Annotated in this window: 1 protein-coding gene and 1 pseudogene; both read right to left on the bottom strand. The window is 47.9% G+C overall.

The genetic code is table 11. The features are described 5' to 3' along the window. Positions 1–631 (bottom strand): annotated as a pseudogene (locus tag BM213_RS15350) (IS3 family transposase); the annotation flags it as partial. Between the two features lie 155 nt (positions 632–786). After that, positions 787–2007: an IS110 family RNA-guided transposase gene (locus BM213_RS13995; RefSeq protein WP_091705148.1), complete on the bottom strand. Its 1221-nt coding sequence runs from the start codon at positions 2005–2007 to the stop codon at positions 787–789. Between the last annotated feature and the right edge of the window lie 237 nt (positions 2008–2244).

The following is a 2244-nucleotide window of genomic DNA, read 5'->3' as shown; positions in this document are numbered from 1 at the left end:
AAGTTGGGATACACAGGCAAATAATGCTTCGAGTTTGTGGTTGCCTTATATTTTTTCTTTGTTTTTGAACGAATATCACCATCTTTCATGATTCTAGCGACCGTTTTTTGAGATACCTTAACCCCTTGTTTCTGAAGGATTTTTGTGATTTTTGGACTGCCATACGTTTCTCTTGAATCGATATGAATCTTTTTGATTTGCTTTTTCAATGCTTTCTGTCTTTTCTTTTGTTGACTTTCTGGTCGTTTCACCCATGCATAGTATCCACTTCTTGAAACGCCTAAGACTTCACACATCTTCGCCACGCGAAACTCCTTTCTATGCGTATGAATGAATGTATAAATTACTTCTGGTTTTTGGCGAAGATGCTCATGGCCTTTTTTAAGATCGCGTTTTCCTCCTCCAGATCCCGAATGCGTTTTTGAAGTTCACGCTTTTCACGATCTTCCGGCTTGAGGTTTCCACTCCCCACAAAGCTATGCTCATCATCTTTTTTATAATCTGCGACCCATTTATGAAGAGTTTTTGGCGAAATATCGAGTTGTCTTGCGGTTTGAGCGACCGCCTTTCCTTCCTCGACCACTAATTTTACTGCATGTATTTTGAATTCTTTATCAAAACGTCTTGTCATTATAGACACCCCTCATCATTGATAGATTTACTGTACATTTCTCTATTCGTTGTGTCTATCCTGAAAACAAAATTTGGCAAAAAACAACCCCCACCTGGCCTTTGGAATATAATTCCCAAAGGAAGGTATTAAAGTTTATATATGGTTTAATTCCCTTATGAACCCACTTTTTCTAACTTCACTTCGTACCCTAACCCCTCTAATCGTTTCACCGTTTGACGCACGATGCTCGCTTCTCGCTGCCGATCCCAGTAGTCGGCTCCCAACTCTCTATACGGTTCCTTTCGAGTTAAGATGTAATAGATCATTTCTAAAATCGTTCTCCCGACCGCAACACTCGCTCGATTCGCTCCTCTTCGTTTGGCGATCCGATGATACTTGGCCGATAGGTACGTGTTCTTCGTTCGGGCGGCGGCACGGGTGCATTCCACGAGGCACGACCTTAGCTTCTTGTTCCCTTTCCTCGTTCGGCTTGATAACCGTTTCCCCGCACTCTCGTAGTTTCCTGGTGCCATGCCTGCCCACGATGCCAGATGGCTCGCTGATGCAAAGCGACTCATATCGGTTCCGATTTCCGCCAAAATTTGTTCCGCGCTTTGCCGCCCCACTCCCGGGATCGTATCGATGAGCTCCAGCGCTTCATGAAAAGGGCTCGTTCGTTCCTCGATTTCTCGATCCAACCGGGCAATCGCTTCATCTAAATACTCCACATGACGCCATTGCTCGGCCAGCATCATGCGTTGATGCGGCCCTATCATTCCTTTCAACGCGCGCCGGAGCTCTTCCGTTTTTTGTTTCAGCCGCCCTTTGGCGAGCTGGGCGAGGGCCGCCGGATCGTTCTTTCCTTCGATAAGGGCGCGAATGATGAGCCGGGCCGACATCCCGTTGATGTCGGATACGACCGAAGAAAGCTTGATATTGGCTCCTTCCAGCACTTTTTGGATGCGGTTGAGCTCCCGTGCCCGTTCCTCGATCAAACTGCGCCGATAACGGACCAGTTCCCGGAGCTCCCGCTGAGCCCGATGAGGGATGTAACTCCCTTTTAGCAATCCATGGCGAAGCAAGTCCGCGATCCATTCAGCATCTTTGACATCGGTCTTTCGCCCGGGAACCGCTTTGATGTGTTGGGCATTGACGACAAGCACTTCGATCGGCTCTGCTTCGAGGAGATTATACACTGGCTTCCAATATACGCCCGTCGACTCCATGGCAACGTGCGTCACCTTTTTTTCTTTCAGCCAATCCACCAACTCCTCGAGATCGTCGGTCAGCGTACCAAACGTGCGAATCTCTTTTCCTTCAGGGGTAAGGGCGCAAGCCGTAATCGATTGCTTATGCACGTCCAATCCGCAACAGCGTTCATACAAGACGCGCATCGGTCTCCCTCCCTGCTTCGTTCTCAAAAACAGCTGGTGCAGTAGCCTTTGTTCAAGCATTCTATCCTGCGTGCTTCCCTCAAGGGAGCGACATTCCGTAGTGCACCAGACTACTGGGGTCCGTCTATATATCGGACTTTTACGTACCATAGATACAACGACCTCATGACCCCAGCTGCAAGGAGACCATTCGACAGAAGGTTGTTTTCATCCTTCCGATGGTGACGAAATTTTTTT

The sequence above is a fragment of the Anoxybacillus pushchinoensis genome, assembly GCF_900111795.1.
Taxonomy (GTDB): Bacteria; Bacillota; Bacilli; order Bacillales; family Anoxybacillaceae; genus Anoxybacillus; species Anoxybacillus pushchinoensis.
This window is presented reverse-complemented; position numbering and strand designations above follow the sequence as displayed.

Coding starts and splice junctions, on each gene's coding strand:
- BM213_RS13995 (WP_091705148.1), bottom strand. CDS start 2,007: ATGCGCGTCTTGTATGAACGCTGTTGCGGATTGGACGTGCATAAGCAA.